15 protein-coding genes are annotated in these 22,018 nt (G+C 60.8%); 10 read left to right on the top strand and 5 right to left on the bottom strand.

The window, feature by feature from the left end:
- Nucleotides 1–33: 33 nt before the first annotated feature.
- The gene (metR, locus tag BMH52_RS22395) at nt 34–951 is read left to right on the top strand and encodes a transcriptional regulator MetR (RefSeq protein ID WP_058410480.1); all 918 of its coding nucleotides are present in this window, start codon (nt 34–36) and stop codon (nt 949–951) included.
- Between the two features lie 236 nt (nt 952–1,187).
- On the opposite strand, the gene BMH52_RS22400 is transcribed toward metR, so the two are convergent.
- From BMH52_RS22400 to BMH52_RS22410, 3 genes are read right to left on the bottom strand one after another with little or no spacing between them, the layout of a single operon-like run.
- Complete coding sequence (locus BMH52_RS22400) at nt 1,188–1,694, bottom strand: GNAT family N-acetyltransferase (protein WP_014717115.1); 507 nt, start codon at nt 1,692–1,694, stop codon at nt 1,188–1,190.
- Nucleotides 1,691–2,104: an NUDIX domain-containing protein gene (locus BMH52_RS22405; protein ID WP_073845071.1), complete on the bottom strand. Its 414-nt coding sequence runs from the start codon at nt 2,102–2,104 to the stop codon at nt 1,691–1,693. Before BMH52_RS22405 ends, BMH52_RS22400 begins: the two co-directional genes overlap by 4 nt.
- The gene (locus tag BMH52_RS22410) at nt 2,101–3,414 is read right to left on the bottom strand and encodes an HD domain-containing phosphohydrolase (protein ID WP_014717113.1); all 1,314 of its coding nucleotides are present in this window, start codon (nt 3,412–3,414) and stop codon (nt 2,101–2,103) included. Before BMH52_RS22410 ends, BMH52_RS22405 begins: the two co-directional genes overlap by 4 nt.
- A gap of 199 nt (nt 3,415–3,613) precedes the next feature.
- Between BMH52_RS22410 and BMH52_RS22415 the strand changes: the two genes are divergently transcribed.
- The 4 genes from BMH52_RS22415 (at nt 3,614) to BMH52_RS22430 (ending at nt 9,678) form a co-directional block, all read left to right on the top strand.
- Nucleotides 3,614–5,488 carry a bifunctional diguanylate cyclase/phosphodiesterase gene (locus BMH52_RS22415; RefSeq protein WP_073845073.1) on the top strand — a complete coding sequence of 625 codons (1,875 nt, stop codon included), beginning with the start codon at nt 3,614–3,616 and terminating at the stop codon, nt 5,486–5,488.
- Between the two features lie 67 nt (nt 5,489–5,555).
- A complete protein-coding gene (locus tag BMH52_RS22420) occupies nt 5,556–6,488 on the top strand; it encodes a cytochrome-c peroxidase (protein WP_371915698.1) in 933 nt (310 codons plus the stop codon).
- Nucleotides 6,485–8,302: a DAHL domain-containing protein gene (locus BMH52_RS22425; protein ID WP_073845077.1), complete on the top strand. Its 1,818-nt coding sequence runs from the start codon at nt 6,485–6,487 to the stop codon at nt 8,300–8,302. The genes BMH52_RS22420 and BMH52_RS22425 overlap by 4 nt, the downstream gene beginning before the upstream one ends.
- Nucleotides 8,299–9,678, top strand: coding sequence for an ATP-binding protein (locus BMH52_RS22430; protein ID WP_073845079.1), 1,380 nt, complete (start codon nt 8,299–8,301; stop codon nt 9,676–9,678). Before BMH52_RS22425 ends, BMH52_RS22430 begins: the two co-directional genes overlap by 4 nt.
- Before the next feature lie 20 nt (nt 9,679–9,698).
- On the opposite strand, the gene BMH52_RS22435 is transcribed toward BMH52_RS22430, so the two are convergent.
- Nucleotides 9,699–9,971, bottom strand: coding sequence for a type B 50S ribosomal protein L31 (locus BMH52_RS22435; protein WP_014717108.1), 273 nt, complete (start codon nt 9,969–9,971; stop codon nt 9,699–9,701).
- A 302-nt stretch (nt 9,972–10,273) separates the two neighbouring features.
- Here BMH52_RS22435 and BMH52_RS22440 point away from each other — a divergent pair, with 302 nt between their 5' ends.
- The 5 genes from BMH52_RS22440 to BMH52_RS22460 all read left to right on the top strand — a co-directional run bounded on the left by BMH52_RS22440 (nt 10,274) and on the right by BMH52_RS22460 (nt 20,358).
- Complete coding sequence (locus BMH52_RS22440; RefSeq protein ID WP_020301187.1) at nt 10,274–11,893, top strand: FMN-binding glutamate synthase family protein; 1,620 nt, start codon at nt 10,274–10,276, stop codon at nt 11,891–11,893.
- A 12-nt stretch (nt 11,894–11,905) separates the two neighbouring features.
- The gene (locus tag BMH52_RS22445) at nt 11,906–12,190 is read left to right on the top strand and encodes a putative quinol monooxygenase (protein ID WP_073845081.1); all 285 of its coding nucleotides are present in this window, start codon (nt 11,906–11,908) and stop codon (nt 12,188–12,190) included.
- A gap of 55 nt (nt 12,191–12,245) precedes the next feature.
- Nucleotides 12,246–12,542 (top strand): cupin domain-containing protein, encoded by a 297-nt coding sequence (locus tag BMH52_RS22450; RefSeq protein WP_073845083.1) that lies wholly within the window; start codon nt 12,246–12,248, stop codon nt 12,540–12,542.
- 125 nt (nt 12,543–12,667) lie between these two features.
- Nucleotides 12,668–13,798 carry an OpgC family protein gene (locus tag BMH52_RS22455; RefSeq protein WP_073845085.1) on the top strand — a complete coding sequence of 377 codons (1,131 nt, stop codon included), beginning with the start codon at nt 12,668–12,670 and terminating at the stop codon, nt 13,796–13,798.
- 65 nt (nt 13,799–13,863) lie between these two features.
- A complete protein-coding gene (locus BMH52_RS22460) occupies nt 13,864–20,358 on the top strand; it encodes an NEL-type E3 ubiquitin ligase domain-containing protein (protein WP_073845087.1) in 6,495 nt (2,164 codons plus the stop codon).
- Nucleotides 20,359–20,399: 41 nt separating this feature from the next.
- Here the strand turns inward: BMH52_RS22460 and BMH52_RS22465 are convergent, their stop codons facing one another.
- A complete protein-coding gene (locus BMH52_RS22465; protein WP_014717102.1) occupies nt 20,400–21,818 on the bottom strand; it encodes an amino acid permease in 1,419 nt (472 codons plus the stop codon).
- Nucleotides 21,819–22,018: the final 200 nt, after the last annotated feature.

Below are 22,018 nucleotides of genomic sequence, written 5' to 3' on the forward strand. Positions count from 1 at the left end.
CATTGAACGCAAATTGCACTCATGAAGGCCGCCATGCTCGAAATTCGCCACCTCAAGACGCTTCACGCCTTGCGCGAAGCTGACAGCCTGGTCGAGGCCGCCGAACGCCTGCACCTGACCCAGTCCGCCCTGTCCCACCAGTTCAAGGAGCTGGAAGAGCGCCTGGGCATGCAGTTGTTCGCGCGCAAGACCAAGCCTGTGCGCTTCACCAGTGCCGGCCTGCGCCTGCTGCAATTGGCCGACGCCACCCTGCCCTTGCTGCGCGGCGCCGAGCGCGATATTGCGCGGCTGGCCGGCGGCACCGCCGGGCGCTTGCACATGGCGATCGAATGCCACAGTTGTTTCCAGTGGCTGATGCCGACCATCGACCAGTTCCGCGATGCCTGGCCGGAAGTCGAGCTGGACCTGGCCTCGGGCTTTGCCTTCGCGCCGCTGCCGGCCCTGGCCCGTGGCGACCTGGACCTGGTGGTGACCTCCGACCCGCTGGAACTGCCGGGCATCACCTACGTGCCGCTGTTCACTTACGAAGCCATGCTGGCGGTGGCCAACCAGCACGCGTTGGCGAACAAGTCCTACATCGTGCCGGAAGACCTGCTGACAGAAACCCTGATCACCTACCCGGTGGAACGTGACCGCCTGGACATCTTCACACGCTTCCTGGAACCGGCCGACGTTGAACCGGCCCAGGTACGGACTTCGGAGCTGACGGTGATGATGATGCAACTGGTGGCCAGCGGCCGTGGGGTGTGCGGCATGCCCCACTGGGCGCTGCATGAATACAGCTCGCGCGGGTATGTGAAGGCCAAGCGTTTGGGTGAGAAGGGTTTGTTCGCCACCTTGTATGCGGGCATTCGTGCCGACATGCTCGATGCGCCTTACATGCGCGACTTTTTGCTGACGGCCAAGGACACCTCGTTTTCCACCTTGGATGGCGTCAGCGCGGTGCGTTGAGCGGGCTTCAAGTGTGTGGCCTTGTGTGAGTAATGCTGGTCAGTTAAACGCAGCCCCCCCTGTGGGCTTGCTCGCGAATGCGGTGGGTCAGTCAACGTATCCAGTGACTGGTATCGCGCTTTCGCGAGCAAGCCCGCACACATTTTGATCTTCGTTGCTTTGAGTATTGCGTTCGCTTAACTGACCGGGATCAGGGCTTGCCAGCGATGCAGGCAAGCCAGCTCCCACAGTGAATTTCAGTCAACGTGCAATTCACGCCACATGTGGATCTTGTCGAAGTATTCGACGCCTACCCGCACCGCCAGTGGCTCCAGGCCGTACTGAATGAAACCGCAGCGCTGGTAGAGCGCAAAGGCGGCGTCATTGCCGGCGGTGACCGTCAGTTGGATCAGCTTCAGGCGCGGGTGGCGGCGGGCCTCTTCCAGTGCCGCTTGCACCAGTTGCCGCCCCAGCCCCTGCTGTTGATAAGCCTCGGTCACGTACATGCCGAACAAGGTCACTTTGTGCCGGGCCTTTTCCCGTGGCTCGAACGCAAGGCCGACAATACCCGCCAACTGATCGCCGTCGAAGGCGCCAAACAGACGGTCCAGCGGGCTGTCGAGGCGTTTTTCCCACCAGTTCAGGGGCATCAGAGCACGCTCGGCCACGCTGGAGGTGAACGCCTGGGGATAAGCGCCATACGCCTGTAGCATCAACGCCCGGTAAGCAGGCGCGTCTTTAGCCTCCAGCGCGCGAATGATCATGCGTCGATCAGCAACGCGCGGTAGAGCGGCAGGATCGTATCGCGGGTCAACGGCGCCAATTGCAGGCCGCCATCGCCCGAGGGGTCGATCCAGCGGATTTCTTCAATTTCCGCCGCTGGCATCACCGCAACGTCGATCTGCACCTGGAACAGCTCGGCCTGCACGGTGAAGCCCGGTTCGTTGGCGGCAGGCGCCGAGAATTGGCCCAGGTACGTGGCGTCCTCTACCTTGATGTGCAGGTTCAACTCTTCATAAAGCTCACGGGCCAGCGCCTGGACGGGTTGTTCGCCCGCGTCGATCTTGCCGCCAGGTTGCATGAACGCCTGGGTGCCGCGCTTGCGCACCAGCAGGGTCTGGCCGGCTTGATCAATGAGGATGGCGGCGGCGATGCGGATGGTTGAATCATTCATGAAAGAATCGAGGTCTCTTCGGGCTGTTTGATAAATACGCTGTACTTGGCGCCTTCCATCGCTTCGAAAGCGATCAATTTGTCCACCAGCGGCAAGTTAAGCACCTTGCCAGCATTGAGCAGCAGCATGCCGTTATCGGCATTGAGGTTACGGGCCAACACCATGCCGGCCTCAAGCTCACGGGTCGTGAGGACTTTGACCGTGGGGTCGCCCAGGGTCACGTCGCTGAGGAAGGTGGCGCAGGCCTGCACAAAATCTTCCACCAACGCCGGGTCATACAGGCGCCCGGCGTACTTGCGGATATACAACAGCGCTTCGTCGCTGTTGAGGTGTCGCTCCAGGATCAAGCCTTTCTGCAATTCGATAAAGTCCACCGCCAGCTTCAGCAGCCGTGAACCGGGCGGGATGGTATCGCCCTTGAGGTGGTCGGGAAACCCCGTGCCGTCCCAACGTTCCTGGTGATGACGAATGATCCGCGCCGCGTCCTTCATCGGCTCCAGGGTCATCAGCAACGACTCGCTCTGCCCCGGATACTCACGGTACAAACCGCGGTCGGTGCTATGCAGTTTGTCCGACGGTGCAACCATCATGCTGTCGGTCCAGCTCAACTTGCCGATGTTGTACAACGCGGCGGCCATGGTCAGGTCACGGGTGCTGGATTCGTCCATGGACTGGGCGGCGCAATACACGCGGATCAACTCGATCAACGCACGGTTGGTCTGTTTGTCCTTGGGCAAGCGCAGGTTGGCCAGCAGCGAGAACACTTCGGTGCCGGTCACGTAGCTGCGCTTGAGCTCGTCGTAGGCCAGGTCGAGCATGTCGGCGGTTTGTTGCAACTCGGCGGTACGCGCCGCCACACGTTTTTCCAGGGTGGCGTTGAGCAGCTTGAGCTGTTCGGTCTGGTCTCGGGCCAGGCGTTCAAGCCGTTGGTGCTCGAGGGTTTGCTGCAACACCAGTTGCAACTCCTCGTCGTTCCAGGGTTTGCTGATGTAGCGGTGGATCTGCCCGTCGTTGATCGCCTTGATGATGGTGGTCAGGTCGGCGTAGCCGGTGAGCAGGATGCGGCTGGTGGCGGGATACAGGCGGTGGACCTCGGCCAGCAGCGTGGCGCCGTCCATGCCGGGCATGCGCGCATCGCTCATCACCAGATCGATAGGCCGGGTCGCCATGATCTCCAGCGCCTGGGCGCCGCTGGTGGCCAATACCACGTCATAGGGCTGGCCGCGCAGCAGGCGGCGCAGGCTGTTAAGGATCGACTCTTCATCGTCGACCAGCAAAACAACGGACTTCGTAGCGAGTTGTTCATCCATGGCGACTCTGCCTTCAAATTAAACGAAGTTAGGCTAAATTGAATCCGCGCAATACAAAGCGCGATTGATTTGACGCCAACTGGCCGTCGATATCAAGGGAACTCAACTATGCTGCACTGCATGCTCGCGCCCCGTTCAGTTGTAGAACCAGGGAAGGAATTGTCATGCCATCAAGCCTTTTGCACGTGCCGAGTGCGCCATGAGGACGGAATCGGGCCGGGCCAACCGGCGCATCCTGATCGTGGATGACACGGCTTCGATCCACCAGGATTTCCGCAAGATCCTTTGTGCCGACGAGTACGGCGAGCCCTCCCTCGACACTCTGGAGTCCGCCCTGTTCGGCACCACGGTGCCGGTGCGCCAGGCGTTTGACCTGGACTCGGCCTATCAGGGCCAGGAAGCCTTGGCGCTGGTCAAGAAAGCCCTGGACGCCCACTCGCCCTACGCCATGGTGTTTATCGACATGCGCATGCCCCCTGGCTGGGACGGCCTGCACACCATCGAACAGTTGTGGGAGGTGGACCCCAACCTGCAAATCGCGCTCTGCACGGCCTATTCCGACTATTCCTTCGAGGCCATCGAAGCGCGCCTGAAGTACAACGACCAACTGCTGATCCTGAAAAAGCCCTTCGACCACCTGGAAATCCGCCAGATGGCCAGCGCCCTGACCTGGAAATGGCAACTGGCCCAGGACGCGGCCCTCAAGGTGATCAGCCTGGAGCGCACCATCGAGGAACGCGTGCAGGAGCTGCTCAAGGTCTCGCACTTATTGCAATACGACGCCCTGACGGAGTTGCCCAACAGCACGTTGCTGGGCGACCGCCTGACCCAGGCGATCGCCTTGGCCCGCAGGCACGACACGCAACTGGCGGTGATGTTTCTGGGGCTCGACCGCTTCAAGCGCATCAACAACGCCCTGGGCTATCCGGCAGGCGACGAGGTGCTGGCACAGGTGAGCCTGAGCCTGGTGGCGGCGGTGCGGGCGTCGGATTCGGTGTTTCGTTATGGCTCTGACGAGTTCGTGGTGCTGCTTAACGATATCCAGCATCCCCAGCAAACCCAGCACATTGCGCAAAAGGTACTCAATGCTGTCAGCGCGACTCGCCATGTCGCGGGGCATGACCTGAGTGTGAGCGCCAGCCTGGGCATCAGTATTTACCCCGATGACAGCGACAATGCCGTGGGTTTGCTCAAGCACGCTGAAACCGCGATGCGCACCAGCAAAGAACGCGGCCCGGGGGATTTCAGCTTTTACACCGAAGACATGAACCTGCGCGCCCAGCACCAGCAAAACCTGGAAAGCGCGATCCGCCAGGCGCTGGACCGCGATGAGTTTGTGCTGCATTACCAGCCCAAGCTGGCGCTGGAGACCGGGCGCATCGTCGGTGCGGAAGCGCTGACACGCTGGTTTCGACCGCAGTCGGGTTGGGTCAGCCCGGCGGAGTTTATTCCGGTCGCCGAAGACAGCGGCCTGATCGTACGCCTGACTCAGTGGGTACTGCGCCAAGCCTGTAGACAGGCCCAAGCCTGGCGCGAGATGGGCCTGGCGCCCCTGCGCATGTCGGTGAACATCTCGGCGATCGACTTTCGCCAACGGGACTTCGTCGACAACCTGGCCGCCATCCTCAAGGACACCGGCCTGCCGCCCACCCAACTGGAACTGGAAATCACCGAAAGCGTGCTGATGCAGAACGTCGACGAAACCGTGGAAACCCTGCAAAAAATCAAGGCCATGGGCATCCGCCTGGCCCTGGACGATTTCGGCACTGGCTACTCCAGCCTCAGCTACCTGCGGCGCTTTCCCATCGACGTGCTGAAGATCGATCAATCCTTCGTGCGCGGCCTGCGCATCAATAGCCAGGACGAACAACTGATCAGCGCTATCATCGGCATGGGCAAGAGCCTGGAACTGAACATCATTGCCGAAGGCGTGGAAACCGTCGACCAACTGAATTTCCTCAAAGCCCAGCAGTGTGAGGAGGGCCAGGGTTTTCTGTTCAGCAAGGCGCTGCCTTCGAAAGATTTCGTGCAGTTGCTGCAAACGGATAGCGCGACACTGATGCCGGATCAATAAAATCATTAGCCCTGGGCCTGCAAGGAGTGCTCGCTTGAGCAATGTCGTAAACCACCGTTCCGGCCTGATGTTCGCGTTATGCCTGGGCACCGCATCGCTGTCAGCCGCGCCGCTGGACGAAGCACTCAAGCCCTTGCCGGCGGTTCCAGTACTGGACCCGGCCAAGGTTGAATTGGGTCGCCAACTGTTCAACGAGCCGCGTTTGTCGGTCAACAACACCTTGTCCTGCGCGAGCTGTCACCAACTGACCAGCGGCGGCGCCGACAACAAGCCATTCTCCATTGGCTTTGACGGCAAACCGGTGCAGATCAACACCCCGTCCGTGTTCAACGCCAGCCTGAACTTCAAACAGTTCTGGAACGGTCGGGTGGACACGCTGGAGGCCCAGGTCGAGCAGGTGGTGATCAGCCGGGTGGAAATGGGCAGCAACTGGAATACCGTGGTGCGCAACCTGTCTGCCCTGCCCGCCTACCAGAACGCGTTCGAACAGGCCTATCCCGATGGCGTCACCGCTTCCAATGTGCAAAATGCCCTGGCCACCTACGAGCGCACGCTGCTGACACCCAACTCGCGGTTTGACCAATACTTGCTGGGCAACACCGATATCCTGACCCGCCAGGAAAAATACGGCTACCAACGCTTCAAGGATTACGGCTGCATCGCCTGTCACCAGGGCGTGAACATTGGCGGCAATATGTTCCAGAAGTTCGGCGTGATGGGCGACTACTTCAAGGCCCGCGGCAACCCGCTGGAATCAGACCTGGGGCGCTACCTGCTGACCCAGGATGAAGAGGACCGCCATGTGTTCAAGGTGCCCAGCCTGCGCAATGTGGCCGTCACGGCGCCGTACTTCCACGACGCCTCGGCCAAGACCCTTGAAGAGGCGGTTGACGTAATGTTCAAGTACCAGTTGGGGCGCAACCCGTCCCAGGAAGACAAGGACCTGATTATCCAGTTTCTCAAGACCCTGACCGGTGAATGGGCGGGCAAGCCGTTATGAGACCCTTGTCACGCCGACGCACCAGTCAGATCCTGCTAGGCCTCATCACCCTGCTCCTGGCCTCCACCCTGGTGTTTTTGTACCTCAAGTCTTCACGCGACCAGACAGCCACTTATACCCAGTCGCGCGACTTGATCCGCCAACTCCAGCAGCTCAATGCCCAGTGGGACAGCGAAGTACTCAAGGCCCGCATCGCGATCACCCACAACTACGACCCACTGGTCACACCGCTGACCGAAATGACCCGCATCGGCGCTGAACTGGAGAGCCGCGACACCTACCACAGCGCTGCCGACCTGCCCGGTTGGCAAGCCAGCCATGCGGCGTACCTGACGGCCATCGAGGAAAAAGCCCGGCTCGTCGACCAGTTCAAATCCCACAACGCAGTGCTGCGTAACTCATTGGCTTTTTTGCCGACGGCCGAAGACGACATCCAGGCCCAATTCAACAGCATGACCGACGAAGGCCGCCTGCAACTGCAAAGCGTGGCCACCGACACTTACGACCTGCTGCTCAGCAGCCTGGAGTTCGCCCAGGTCACCAGCGACGAACGTGCCGCCGATATCCTGGTGGGTCTGGGCAAGCTGGCCATCAACCAACAGAGCCTGCCCAGCGAGTTCCAGGCACCGGTGGAGATTCTCAGCAATCATATTTCGCTGATCCTGCGCGAACAGCCACTGGTCAACAGCCTGCTCGAACGGATTGCCGCCGTACCGGTGGCCGAACACCTCGATGACCTGACCACTCACCTCAATCAGGACCAGCAGGCCACTGACCTCATCGATCATCAGTACCATCGCTACCTGCTGATCTTCTCGACCTTGCTGGTGGTGTTACTGCTTTATCTGGCGGTGCGCCTGTTGCGCAGCTTCGCCGAGATCAACCGCGTCAACCGCGCGTTGCAGGCCGCCAACGAAACCCTGGAGCAACGGGTGGAACGGCGCACGCAACAGCTCAAGGATGCCCAGAGCGAGCTGATGGACAGCGCCCGCCAGGCCGGCATGGCGGAGATCGCCACCAACGTGCTGCACAACGTCGGTAACGTGCTCAACAGTGTGAACATCTCCGCCGACCTGGTCAGCCGCAAGTTGCGCAGCAGCAAGGCCCTCGGCCTGGGCAAGGCCATGCAGCTGATCAACGCTCACCAAGGCGACCTGGGCACCTTCCTTACCGAGAATGAAAAGGGCAAGTTGCTGCCGGGCTATCTGAACCAGTTGGTCGAAGCGATTGCCATCGAACAGCAAGGCATGAGCGATGAGCTGGCGCAGTTGAGCAAAAGCGTGGACCACATCAAGGACATCGTCTCGACCCAGCAATCCTATGCGGGTGCGTCTACCTTGCTGGAGCCGGTCAATATCAGCGCCTTGATGGACGACGCCCTGCGCATGAACGCCGGCGCGCTGAGCCGTCACCATGTCACTGTTGTGAAGGCGTACGCCCCGGTGCCGGAGATCCTGGCGGACAAGCACCGGTTACTGCTGATCATGGTCAACCTGATCAGCAATGCCAAATACGCCATGGACAAACTGTCTGAGCGGCCACGGCAAATCACCCTGGCGGTGGAATCGGTAGGCGATGAGACCCTGAAGATCAGTGTGAAGGACGATGGCGAAGGCATACCGCCCGAGAACATGGCACGCATCTTCACCCACGGTTTTACCACCCGCAAGGAAGGCCACGGCTTCGGCCTGCACAGCTGCGCCCTGGCCGCCGTGGAAATGAACGGCCAGCTCAGCGCCCACAGCGACGGGCCGGGCCTTGGCGCTGTCTTCACCTTGACCATCCCCCTGACCCTTGCCGGAAGCAGCTCATGAACCAACCTCCCAACCGGCGCATCCTGCTGATCGATGACACACCGTCCATCCATGAGGATTTTCGCAAGATCCTGATGCCCGACGAAGCCTCAACCGAAGCGCTGGATGAGATGGAGTCGGCACTGTTTGGCGACGCGGCCAAACCCCAAGCCCAGGCATTCGAACTGCACGGCGCGTATGGCGGCGAGGAAGGCCTGGGCTTGCTGACCAGCGCCATGGCGCAAGAGCGCCCCTATGCGTTGGCCTTCGTTGACATGCGGATGCCCCAGGGTTGGGACGGCGCCAAGACCATTGAAGAACTGTGGAAAGTCGCCCCCGACCTGCAAGTGGTGGTGTGTACCGCCTACTCGGACTATTCCTGGGATGACCTGTTGTTTCGCCTGCACGCCCACGACCGCCTGCTGATCCTGAAAAAGCCGTTCGACAACATTGAAGTCCAGCAAATGGCCAACACCCTGGCCAACAAATGGGACATGGCGCGCCGCGCCTCCCTGCAAACCTCGCAGCTGGAGCGGTTGGTGGAAGAACGCACCCAAGCGCTGCAACTGGAAATTGAAGAGCGCAAGCTCCTGGAAAGCCAACTGGTGCAGTCGGAAAAACTCGCCTCACTGGGGCAACTCGCGGCCGGTGTCGCCCATGAGATCAACAACCCGGTGGGCTTTATTTCCTCCAACCTCAGCACCCTCGACAGCTACTTCAAGCAGCTGCAACAGATGCTCGATGCCTACCAGCGCAGCGAAGCGCACATCGGGGCGCCAGAACATCGCGAACCGCTCACGGCATTGCGCAACGAGCTGGACCTGGATTTTCTCAAGGACGACATTCCGATCCTGATCCGCGAATCCAAGGACGGCATCGGCCGTGTGGTGCAGATCGTCAAGGACCTGAAGAACTTCTCACGGGTGGATAACGACCAGACCTGGCAATTCGCCAACCTGCAGCAAGGCATCGATTCGACGCTGAACATCGTCGCCAGCGAACTCAAGTACAAGGCCGATGTGATCAAGCACTACACGCCGCTGCCGGAAATCGAATGCCTGGCCTCCCAACTCAACCAGGTGGTGATGAACCTGGTGATCAACGCCGCACAAGCCATGGGCCCTGAGCGCGGCACCATTACCATCAGCAACGGAGTGGAAGGCGAAAACGTGTGGCTGGAAGTCGCAGACAACGGCTGTGGGATTGCCCCCGACACCGTGCAGAAGATTTTCGACCCGTTCTTCACCACCAAGCCGGTGGGCGAAGGGACGGGGTTGGGGTTGTCGTTGTCCTACGGGATCGTCAAGAAACACCGTGGCGATATCAGCGTCAGCAGTGAGGTAGGCAAGGGTACGAAGTTTCGGGTAGTACTGCCGATTCGGCAGACGGCGGCGTAGGGCACGCCGCCGAATCATGCTCATGCGTCAGCTTTTTTCGGGCTCGACCCAAACGATGCAAAACGCTTGTTGAACCCGGCAATCCGGCCTTCGGCCTGGGTCTTGCGCTGCTGACCGGTGTAGACCGGGTGCGAGGCGCTGGAGACGTCCAGCGGGATGTAGGGATAGGTGTTGCCGTCGCTGTGCTTATGGGTGCGATCACTGTCGGCGGTGGAACCGATGAGGAAGAACACGTCGGCGGCAGTGTCGTGGAACAGCACGGTGCGGTAGTCGGGGTGGATACCAGCTTTCATGAGGCCTCCGGGGCGTCTGGGTGCGGTTGATTTGTTATACAGTAACACAACATCAAGCACCCAAACGAGAACCTTTTGCAATAAGGTTAGGCTTGTTGCGTCTAGTAAGACGATGCTGAGAGCGGCCCGAAACTATCAATGCTGACAAGGGTAGAACCGAATCAAGCGCCGACAGGTGTCTATCCCAGGCCAGTCTGTCCCACCCGCGTTGCCAAACTGAATATTCCCACAGGTTGTCTATGGTTTCCTGACAGGCGCAGAATGGCGGATCGACCTGAAGAGTCCGACCCCAAGGAAACCGTATGAGCCTGTCCTTGTTAAGCCGCTACGCCTTCTTTGCTGTGTGCGTCATTTTCACCCTCGCCAGCCTCCCCTTTATCGAACATGAATGGCTGTGGCCGATCACGCTGGTCACCGGCGTACTCAGCCTGATCGGCATTGTCGACCTGCTGCAAAGCCCCCATGCGGTGCGCCGCAACTATCCGATCCTGGGCAATATTCGTTACCTTGTAGAAACCATCCGCCCGGAAATCCGCCAGTACCTGCTGGAGTCAGACAGCGACGCCCTGCCCTTCTCCCGCGCCCAGCGCTCGCTGGTGTATTCGCGCGCCAAGAACGAAACGGCAGACAAACCCTTCGGCACCCTGATTGACGTGTACCAGTCAGGCTTCGAATTTATCGGCCACTCCATGCGCCCTGCGCCACTGAGCGACCCCAGCAGCTTTCGCGTGATGGTCGGCGGCCCGCAGTGTGCACAGCCATACTCGGCGTCGGTGTTCAATATCTCGGCCATGAGTTTCGGCTCATTGAGCGCCAACGCGATCCGGGCACTCAACCACGGCGCCAAGCTCGGCAACTTTGCCCATGACACCGGCGAAGGCAGCATCAGCCCCTATCACCGAGAAAACGGCGGCGACCTTACCTGGGAACTGGGCAGCGGTTACTTCGGTTGCCGCACCAGCGACGGCCGTTTCGACCCCGAACGCTTCGCCGTGCAGGCCCAGAACCCGCAAGTGCGCATGATCGAAATCAAGATGAGCCAAGGTGCCAAGCCCGGCCATGGCGGGATCCTTCCCAAGCACAAGGTCACCCAGGAAATCGCCGATACGCGCGGCATCATGATGGGCGAAGACTGCATATCACCGTCACGCCACAGTGCGTTCTCCACGCCCATCGAGCTGATGCAATTCATCGCCCAATTGCGCGAACTGTCCGGCGGCAAACCGGTGGGCTTCAAGTTCTGCCTGGGCCACCCGTGGGAATTCATGGGCATCGCCAAGGCAATGCTCGAAACCGGCATCCTTCCGGATTTTATCGTGGTGGACGGCAAGGAAGGGGGCACCGGCGCCGCCCCCGTGGAGTTCACCGACCATATTGGCGTGCCACTGCGTGAAGGCTTGCTGTTCGTGCACAACACCCTGGTGGGCCTGAACCTGCGCGACAAGATCAAGCTGGGTGCCAGCGGCAAGATTGTCAGTGCGTTCGACATCGCCAGCGTCCTGGCCATCGGCGCCGACTGGGCCAACTCGGCGCGTGGTTTCATGTTCGCCATTGGCTGCATCCAGTCGCAGTCATGCCACACCAACAAATGCCCGACCGGCGTGGCGACGCAAGACCCACTGCGTCAACGTGCTCTGGTGGTGCCGGACAAGGCCCAGCGGGTATTCAACTTCCACCGCAACACGCTGCACGCTTTGGCCGAAATGCTCGCCGCCGCCGGGCTCGATCACCCGTCGCAGTTGTCGGCCAAGCACTTGGTGCGACGCATGTCGGCGACCGAGATCAAACTGTTTTCGCAGTTGCATGTATTCCTGAAGCCTGGGGAGTTGCTCACCGGGGAAGTGAACGGCGAGTTTTATTCGCGGATGTGGCAGATGGCGCGGGCGGACAGTTTTGAGCCGCATGAAATTGCTGCCGCCTAAAGGACACCTAGCATGTTGAAAGTCATCGCCGAAGACTTTATCAAGCCCGAACACCTGGAAACCGTGCGCCCCTGGTACGCCGAACTGGTGGAAAAAACCCGCCAGGAACCGCTGTGCATTGCCTACGACTTGTTTGTCGATCAAAAAGACCCCGGGCACTTCATTTTTATCGAGCAATGGCCCGATCAGGCGGCGCTGGATGCGCACTGCCAGACCGAGCACTTCACCCGGTTGGTGCCCCAGATCAATGAGCATCAAGCCAAGCCATGCCGGGTCTTGTTGATGGACGCTTTCTGACCCACCGCCTGCTGAACCGGACCACCGACGGCATCGTTGAAACAAGGAGATTCACATGCCGTTATTGGACTTCGTCGCTATCGCCGCGCAACTGCCCGACAGTTGGACATCCACACGTCTGGGCCAGGTTGGCCCGGCGCGGATCAAAGTACTGCGCATGGATGAACAGGCGTACGAGCAAGAGACCCACGACTACAACGAAGGGTTGTTGGTGATCAGCGGGTACTTGCACCTGCGCATCGGTGATCAAGCCATCAGGGTGGACGCCGGCCAGATGTACCTCGTGGAAGCCGGCACTGCCCACGGTGTGCTCATAGGCAGCCAGGGCACCCTGGTGATCATTGATCTCTAGAGACATTCAGTAATACCCAGCCTTTGCAATTGCTTACAAATACCGCCAACCTGCGCCCGCCCGACGTGCGGCGACGTCCACGCTCACCTATCGTCAATCAACTACTTGTTCAAGAGCCCGCTGCCATGCTGAACGGACGCGACCCGCGCATCGATTTTTTTCGGGGCCTGGCGTTGATCTTCATTTTCTGGGATCACGTGCCTCACAACCCCCTGGCCAATGTCACCGTGCAGAACCTCGGCTTCAGTGACGCCGCCGAAATCTTCGTGTTCCTGGCCGGCTACGCGGCGGTGCTGGCCTACGGCAGGATCCTGCTGCGCGACGGCTACGTGTTTGCCTGCGTGAAGATCCTGCGCCGGGTATGGACGCTTTACGTGGTGCATATTTTCCTGTTGGCGTTGTTGATGGGCATCGTGATTTTTGCCAACAGCCATATCGAAACCCGCGATCTGGTGCAGGAGATGGGCCTCGAGTATTTCCTCACTCACACCCAGCAGGCCCTGCTCGATGAGCTGTTGCTGCGCTTCAAACCCAACCTGACCGACCCATTGCCGCTGTATATCGTGCTGATGATGAGCCTGCCCATTACCCTGCCGCTGCTGGTGCGAGCGCCCACGCTGATGGTGGCGATATCGTTAGCGGTGTATCTGCTGGCGCCTTGGCAAGGCTGGAACCTGCCGGCCAGCAACGGCGGCGTGTGGTACTTCAACCCTGTCACCTGGCAATGCCTGTTTATCCTCGGCGGTGCGTCGGCCTTGCGTTCGCCAGGCCCGGTCGATGCACGCCCGCTGCTGCGCCAACCGCTATTGGTGGCCGCTGCGGTCTACGTGTTGGTGACCTGCGTGATCACCTTGTCGTGGCGCTGGCCCGAGGTGCACGACGCCTGGATGCCGAGGGCGATTGGCGAATGGCTGTACCCCATCAGCAAGACTGACCTGTCCCCCGTGCGCCTGCTGCACTTCCTGGCCTTGGCCTACGTCACCGTCAAACTCCTTCCCGATGTCGGCTGGACGCAACAGTGGCTGGCCCGACAACTAGCGCGGATGGGGCGTTATTCCCTGGAAGTGTTTTGCCTGGGGGTGGTGTTGGCACCGTTGGCCGATATGCTCAATGCCATGGCCGGCGACTCCCTGGCGATCAAACTGACCACGGCCCTGGCAGGGGCGGCGCTGATGGCGGCACTCGCGGGGTGGCTGGACGTCAACAAGCAACTGAACCAACGCGCCGCCGCCCGCGCCGCATCGCTACATAGTTAGCCACGGCGCCCATCAGCAGGATGGTTCCATTGCCCTTCCACCTCACCGTGAAAGGAAATGGCGCCATGCCCACCCAGTTACTGCTCAACGGTTTATCCGGGACCTTGCAAGACAGCGAGTCCTGGAACCGGCAACAAGCCCTGGCAATGATCCGCGACACCGTCGCCCAAACCCTGGCCAGCCTCACGCCCACCCAACAACGTGAGTATGTGAAGCTGCAGCGCGAGGCACATCGCGCACTCATGGCGGTGGAAGCCGCCAACAACACCCTGATCAGCACCTTCAAGGCGCAGGGCCTGGCACGCCTGAGGGCGAAGGTCGGCGGCCAGGATCCAGAAAAAATCTACCTGCACACACGCTATCTGGAACCGGTCTCGCCGCCCCTCCCGTGGGAGCCCCGTGCCAGCACGGTCAACGGCCTGAACCCCAAGCGCTTTCGCAGGGCGTATGACGAATGGAAATACCGGCCGCACCTGTCGACGATGTCATTGTGGGAAGCCGCGTGCCTGAACTTCAGTTTCGCCACCCAGACGCGCCAGGCTTCCGGCCACACATTCGTCGACGCTTCCTACCTGTCCGGCAGCCACGACAAGTCGCTGACGGTGGAGTCGTTTATCGCTATCACCCGCGAGCTGGACCTGGGCGGCGCGCTGCAAGCAACCCTCAATGCGCAGTTGCGCCCGGGCGGCAACCTGCATGCCCTGTTGCGCACCAGTGCACGCGCCTGCCTGCGCTTCGAGGCCCTAGAGGCCTATCGCAATCGCCGCAGCTCTGGCCTGACCCTTGGGCTTTACAACACGTTGATCGAGGCCATCGACAAGGATGAAACGGTCCAGCACATTGAGCAATTGGCGCTGAGCAAACCGTCAGGTGCGTTTCCGCAGGTCACCCTCACGCCGCCCGCCAGCGCTGTTCCATTACCGCTGCTGCTGATTCCGGTCGCCAGCCTTGGAGTGGTCTCCTACTTCCCTTTCCGCCCCGGTGGCGCGCTGCGTTTCCATCCCGATGCACGCAGCGCCCATGCCCAATTTCTGGCGCAACTCAAAGAAAGCCATCGCAAACACGACCTGGGCTGGTTTTCTCGCCAGTTGCCGATCGCCGAACTCAACGAGTTCAAACGCCTGCTGTACGCGCAAGAGCGCCCCGAGGGATTGTCTGCCGCTGCCGCTTTTCTGTACGACAGCCTGCACTACCTGTTCCCCGAGCGCACGCTGGCTGACCTGCGCTTCACACCCGTGCCCAAGAGCCCGCGTCCCGTTTCAGTGGTCGACACCTTGACCGCCTCGATGGTGCAACAATTGCAGTCCAACCTGGCCACATTGGCCAATACCCGTACGGACCGCGACGTGCAAGCCGTCATCGATGGCGCCGCCGCGATTGCCGCCGAAGTCCTGGAATTGTTGCTGACGCCTGTACCGGGCGGCGTCACCGGCTTGAACCGGGTCATGCAAGTGGCGGTATTCGGCAGCCTGGCCCACAGCGTCACGCAGGGCGTCAACGAAGCGCTCAAGGGCGAGGCCAGTACCTTTGCCGCCGCGATAGGTGACGTCGCCGACCTGGCAATCAGCGGCCTGCTGATCTCTACCGCCGGCCGAGTACATCGTCGCCGCATGAACCAGTTGCTCCAGCAACTGGGCAACCCGCGCAAAGTCACGCGCAACGATGGCAGCCCTGCGCTGTGGAAACCCGACATCAGCCCTTACGCGATCCTCGACCAGCATCTGCTCAACGGCCAGATAGCCAATGCCCAGGGGATCTATTCGCTCAGGGGCAAACAGTACGTGTGGCTTCAAGCGGCCGAGCAAAAACACGTGGTGGAGGTGGGCTACGACAACCGCCTGATGCGCTTTGTGCTCAAGAACGACCACCAGGGCGGCTTTGCCCCACCGATTGTGTTCGCCCCGCACCTGGACGCGTGGACGCTGGACCTGCAAAACGCACACACCCTGTCCAACGTGCAATTGGCCGAACGCATGCTGCCCAATGGCGCTGCCGCCGTGCCCATTGAGTCCATGGAAAACCTGCTGCGCAGCACGGCCACCAGCCGCAGTACCCTGGATGGTATCTGGGCAGGCCAGCCGACGCCGGTCAACCTTACCGAAGGGGTGCGTCGACTGCAGGCCGACCGTGTGATCGAACAACTCATCCACACCTTTCATCGACGCGGGCACATGCCGCCCCACGCCGACGGTGCCGTGCTGTGCCTGCTGACTCAATTACCGGAGTGGCCGGCGGGCGCGGCAATCAATGTGTATGACGGCCAAGGCAATCTGAGCGAAACCTACAGCGCCAGTGAGCAGACAACCACGGCCATCAATATCAAGCGGCGCGACGATGGCCGCTACGCGGGGCTTGATGATCCTGCTGACAGCGAAACGACGAGGCAGGCACTGTTTGAGCTGATCCTGCGCCAGCAACCCGCCGGTTCCGTATTGGGCAAGGCCGGCAGCCCGCTGCTCAACAATACCCAGCGTATCGCCCGCTTGCGCCTGCAAATCAGCGCCCTGGCCCAGGCCCGACGTGCCGACCTGTTCAACGCCATGACTCGTTTCGCCGGTTACGCCCGCCACGAAATGCCTGCGGACCATCCGGCCCGTTCGCTTGTACCCACCAGGGTGGCTCAACCGCTGGTAGCGATCACGCCATTGCTGCGAAAACTGCACGAACGCTATCCCCCGCTCACGCCAGCCAACCTGGCACAATTGCTTGAGCAACACCCACTGACCTCAGAGCAGCAAGCACGCTTTTTACAGGACGCCACCCTGCCACCCACAGTCCATCAAGGGCTGGAACAACACCGCATCGCGTTGCGTCTCGATGCCGCCATCGACGGCCTGTACCATCCGCGCCCGTTCAATCCAGACAACGACCAGTGGGCCCGGGAGTTTGCATCCAGCCTGCTACGCACGCGGCTCAACCGCGCTTTCGTGGTGACCGAGGTCGTCGATGGCGTCATCACCCGGCCCTATGTCTCGACGGGGCCCGATGACACCACGGTTGAACTGCGCCATTACGGCGAAGGCCGCTACGAGGCGTATGACATGCGCAACGGCGGCACCATTCCTGTATCGCCCACCACCGACAGTTTTTACCTGGCCATTGCCTCGGTGCTGCAACCTCACGAACGCACCCAATTGGGCATGACCGCCGACACCGACGCCAAGGGCCTGCGCAAAACCCTGGGCGACCTGATGAGCGAACGGCGCGGCCCCGAAGGTGTCAGCCTGCTCAACGGTTCTCTGGGGCAGTACGAACAGAATGTGCTGCTGCCGGCGCACGTGCAGGCGAATGCCGAGGGCATCTATCAATGGCGAGACCAGCAGTTGATTGCCCTCTACGGCTCGCTGTATCCGATCACATTCGATCAACAAGTGCTCAAGTGGCGGCTCAAGCATCCGCAGAAAGTCGGCGTCGATACACCACGGCTCGAACACAATTGCCACGGCGCCTGGCGCTTGGCCAGCGAAGACCCGCTTAGCTGGGATGACCATGCATTGCTCTATCGCCTGGGCCCGCAAGAGCTCCACATCGACCGGCCAACCTCGGCACGCATCCTCGCCATCACCGATACCCCGGCTCGGGCCCTGCGTGAAGTGCACAGCGCCGGCCTGCCGCCACCGCCGCTGCTTGCCGATACCCGTAAGCGGGTGGCTATCGAGCGGCAAATCCTGCACTTCATCGAGGCCATGCGCACGGCGTCAGCCCGCCACAACGCCCGCCCGACCCTGCAATTGATGTTGCTGAGCCTGCTGCCGGGCTGGCCTGAGACCCATGTGTTGCAAGTGGTGGGCAGACAACGCCAAGTACTGGCGCAATACCCGGCCAGGGTCAAAAACCCCATAGAGAAGATCTTGATTTCAGAAGCCGACGCCCGAGGGCCGACGCCGCTGCACGATGCGGCACTCAATGACACCCTGGTCCAGGCGCTGCTGGGGGAACTGCCAGGCACCGTGCAAGAACGCCAGTTCAAGTTGGCAAAGAAAATCGCCGAGTACGCCTACCAGGAACGGGCCCAGTTGTTCGAGCAGTTTTACACGCAAAGCGAACAGCCCGGCACACTTCTGGAGACGCGCCTGAAAGCTCAACATCCCCATCTGCCCGTCAGTGCCGTCAGGGCCATCCTCGGCCAGGCCACACTCAAAGAACAGCGCCAGCTCCAGGACAAGGATCAGGTCGGCCTGCGCCTGGCCGAACAAGCCCGGCTGACCGCCAACGACCTGCGCCTCAACCGTGCGTATGAAGGCCTGTACCTGACCACCCTGATGAACCCCGACAGCGACTCCATCATCCTGCACTTGCTCAAAACCCTTCCGGGCTGGCCTGCACAATTGCGCCTGGATGTTCACTCTGAACGCGACCCGGGGCGCCTGCTCGAGAGCGGCGGTAATCTGAACGGCACCGATCGCCGCTCACTTATCCGGGAGGGTGGGCGTTACCGTGCGCTCGACGCACAAGGCCGTTCACTCAACGATCCGGCAGACAGTACCTGTGACCTGTTGAGCGCGATTATCCTGCTGCTGTCGACACGCGAATGCGAGGCCTTGGGCGTGGCTGACCGGCTGGACCTAACGGCGCTGCAGGCGCGTATCGTCGACCTGGCGCTCAACCAGCGGGTGTCGATCAAACGGTTGCTCGACCTGCCCCATATTCCGCCATGGCTGCAGCCGCCCATGCAGGTAAACAGCTCGTTCGTGGTGTACCCGCTTTCGCTGCAAAACCTGTGGCCCGCCCGCCCCCTTCGGTCGCCAGACCTGATCAGCAAAGTCCAGGCGCTCTACCCCAGCCTCAATGCGATGCACGCCGGTGATCTGATCGACTCACTGGGCCTGTCACAACCCGCCCTGCTGCTGGAACTGGAACGGCGCAGAGTCGAATACGCCAGCCTGGATTACGGTTTGACCCGGTGGGCAGAAACCCCGCAGCCCATTGACGACTCTGCCACCGACCCCTTGGGGCTGAACATGGGCCGGCGGCGCCACCTGGCCCAGCACATTCGTCGGGCCTGGCGCCGGGAAACCTGGCGCGGCCATATCCACGGCCAGTTCGATACCCACTGTATGATCCTGCGTCTGGATGACAACAACCTGCCCGACGCCGACTTCATCCTGGGAACACGGGGCTTTGAACACATTGAATACCTGAACATCTCGGGCAATGCTTTCCCGCCCACCGGCAACGCCTTTCTGAGTCGCTTTTCCAATCTGCGTACGCTGAATATCGATTGCCTGCTCAACGAGCTGCCCGTCGAAATCACCCAGATGCGCCAGCTGCAAATTCTGAACCTGGGTGGCAACAACATCACCTTGACCGAGGAGGCTCGCCAACGCTTGGGGCAAATGACGGCGTTGCAGGAGTTGAACCTGAACGACAACCCGTTGCGCCTGGCTCCGGACGTCAGCGCCATGGAGCGTTTACGAATCCTCAACCTGCGTAACACCCAGCTCGATCAATGGCCCGCCGGGGCTGAAAGCAGGCCTCTCCTGACCCAACTGCTGCTCCAGGAGAATCAACTGACGACGTTGCCGCCGACGCTGTTCCAATCCGATCGAAGGGTCCGCTCCAGCCGCAATATCAATTTGCATGACAACCCGCTGAATGCCGAGTCCCTGGCATTGATAGGTGAATACCGCCTGCGCACCGGGAACACCGCCGGTGGGCCACTACCCGGAATTGTCCATCAACTGCTCCCGGCAGATTGTTCCGATTGGTTGAGCGGCATACCGCAGGCTGAACACGCACAACGCCGCACCCTCTGGGACCAACTGCTGCAGATCGAAGAGCCCAGGCCCGATGACGCCTTTCGGGTGTTCCGGGATTTGACCAGCGCTTATGCCTATCGCAATACGCATTTGCGCCCAGCATTGACCAAACGCGTCTGGAAACTGATGGAGGCCATGGGCGACTCCACTGAATTGCGCAATGAAATCTTCCTCAACACCTACCTGGCAGGCACCTGCGGCGACGGTGCGCTGTTGACCTTCATTGATATGGAAATCGCGCACCGGCGTCACCAGGCCAAGGTGCAACCCGCCACTCTGCAAGCCAGCCGCGAACTGATGGAACTGAGCATCAGCGTATTCTTCCTGCGTGAACTGGACCAATTCGCCGAGGAACATATTCTGGCGCTGCGTGCCGCTGACAAAAACCCGGACGACGTTGAAATCAAGCTTTACTTGCGCATAGCGCTGGCTCAGGAGTTCAGCCTGCCGGTAGGTCGCGAGGAAATGCTGTACTCGGTCGACAGCTGGGTCAGCGCCGCAGACGTCACCCGCGCTCGCCAGCGGCTGCAAGCGCTCAAGAACACCGACGCCGCGTACGAAGCGCTGATGACCGAACCCTTCTGGATCGAGTTCATGACGCGCCACCTGCCAGAGCCATTCACGGCCATTCGGGACACCACGCGCCACAAAATCGAAAGGCTTAATCGGGAGGAATTGGACAGACGCTCGGACGCCTACCTGGACCGGCGCCAGGCAATCATCGACGATGAAAAGGAGGAGTTGGCCTCGCTGCTGCGACAACTGACGCAAGCCATACGGGCGTCAATCACCCGGCCCTGAAAGAAAACGGCCCGCCTGCTGCGGCAGGCCGTTGCAACAGGTTAAACCGAGCGCGTTGCAGTGCTATGGGTAGCCGTTGGCTGCAATTTGAACACATGGTAAAGCACAGTCAGCAATACCAGGAACGCAGGCCCCACATACAAGGCCACGCGGGTGTCCGGGAAGTACGCCATCAGGCCCACCACCAGTACCAGGAACGCCAGCGCCAGGTAGGAGCTGACCGGGTACAGCCACATGCGGTACTTGAGGCCTGCCTGCTCGGCAGGGCTCAAACCTTTGCGGAACTTGAGCTGAGCCAGCAGGATCATCAGCCAGGTCCAGATCGCGCCGAAGGTGGCGATGGAGGTCACCCAGACGAACACCTGGTCCGGTACCAGATAGTTGAGCAATACGCCGAGCAGCAAGGCAAAGATTGACAACAGCAGCGCCTTGCGCGGCACGCCATTGCTGGAGGTCTGGCCAAAGGTAGCTGGCGCCTGGCCGTTCTGCGCCAGGCTATAGAGCATGCGCCCTGTGCTGAAGATACCGCCGTTGCAGGAGGACAGCGCGGCGGTGATCACTACGAAGTTGATGATGCCGGCAGCAGTCTTGATGCCAAGGCGCTCGAAGGTCATCACGAACGGACTGCCCTGGGTGCCGATTTCATTCCACGGGTAGATCGACAGGATCACGAACAACGCGCCGACGTAGAACAACAGGATGCGCCAGAACACCGAGCCAATGGCGCTGGGGATGGTCTTCTGCGGGTTGCGCGCCTCACCGGCGGTGAGGCCGATCATCTCGACGCCCAGGTAGGCGAACATCACCATCTGCAATGACATCAGCACGCCCTGCACGCCATTGGGCATGAAGCCGCCATGGGCCCACAGGTTGGAAATGCCCAGTGCAACGCCGTCATTGCCGAAGCCGAAGGCAATGATGCCGACGCCGCCGATTACCATCGCAATGATGGTGACGATCTTGATCAGTGCAAACCAGAATTCGAACTCACCGAAAGCCTTTACCGCGATCAGGTTGATGGTGCCCATGCTGATCAGTGCCGCCAGGGCCCAGATCCAACGCGGCGTGTCGGGGAACCAGACGCCCATGTACACCGCTACGGCGGTGATTTCCGCGACGCAGGTCACCAGCCACAGGAACCAGTAGTTCCAGCCGGTGAGAAAACCCGCCAACGGCCCGAGGTAATCCTGGGCATAGCGGCTGAACGAACCGGCCACGGGGTTGTGTACCGCCATTTCACCGAGGGCGCGCATGATCACCAGAATGGCCAGGCCACCGATGATGTACGAGAGCATGATCGCCGGGCCGGCCATTTCAATCGCCTTGGCCGAACCCAGGAACAGGCCCACACCGATGCAGGCGCCAAGCGCCATCAGGCGAATATGCCGTTCACCGAGTTCGCGTTTGAGCGGTCCGCCTTGAGCGGTCTCGCCAGGGGGCAGTGGTTTGCCGACAGGCATAGGGATACAACCTCATTTTGTTATTGGATTAAGCCACCGAGCCTGTGGTGCAGCAGCGTGTAGGCCGATACACCGGCTTGACCGGGTCTGCCTCGTGGGCAAACCCGCCTGGCGGGCGTAGGCGGCCAGGTCAGCGGGGCGTCAGTATAAAAAGCAAGCGGTAGGATATTTCACTCTATAAACACACAAATTTGGCGATA

The organism is Pseudomonas sp. BTN1, assembly GCF_001907715.1.
Classification (GTDB): Bacteria; Pseudomonadota; Gammaproteobacteria; order Pseudomonadales; family Pseudomonadaceae; genus Aquipseudomonas; species Aquipseudomonas paracarnis.